This window comes from Halomonas sp. ND22Bw (genome assembly GCF_003011945.1).
Lineage (GTDB): Bacteria > Pseudomonadota > Gammaproteobacteria > Pseudomonadales > Halomonadaceae > Halomonas > Halomonas halophila.
This window is the reverse complement of sequence record NZ_PXWD01001419.1, coordinates 1-250: the sequence shown is the minus strand read 5'-3', so window position 1 is coordinate 250 and position 250 is coordinate 1. Positions and strand designations below refer to the sequence as shown.

Annotated in this window: 1 protein-coding gene; it reads left to right on the top strand. The window is 64.4% G+C overall.

All coding sequences use genetic code 11. The features are described from left to right. The coding region (locus CVH10_RS22885; protein WP_146143325.1) for a glycine--tRNA ligase subunit beta at positions 1-250 on the top strand (250 nt) is incomplete at both ends.

The window sequence follows — 250 nt, the reverse complement described above, 5'->3', positions numbered from 1 at the left end:
AGAAGTACTTCCCGCTGCTCGACGCGGCCGACAAGCTGACGAACCAGTTCCTGGTCGTCAGCAACATCAGCCCCGACGATGCGAGTGCCGTGGTCGGCGGCAACGAGCGTGTGGTGCGCCCGCGCCTGGCCGACGCCAAGTTCTTCTTCGACCAGGACCGCAAGAAGTCGCTGGCATCGCGCGTCGAATCGCTCGGCAAGGTGGTCTATCACAACAAGCTGGGCACGCAGGGCGAACGCGTGACGCGTGT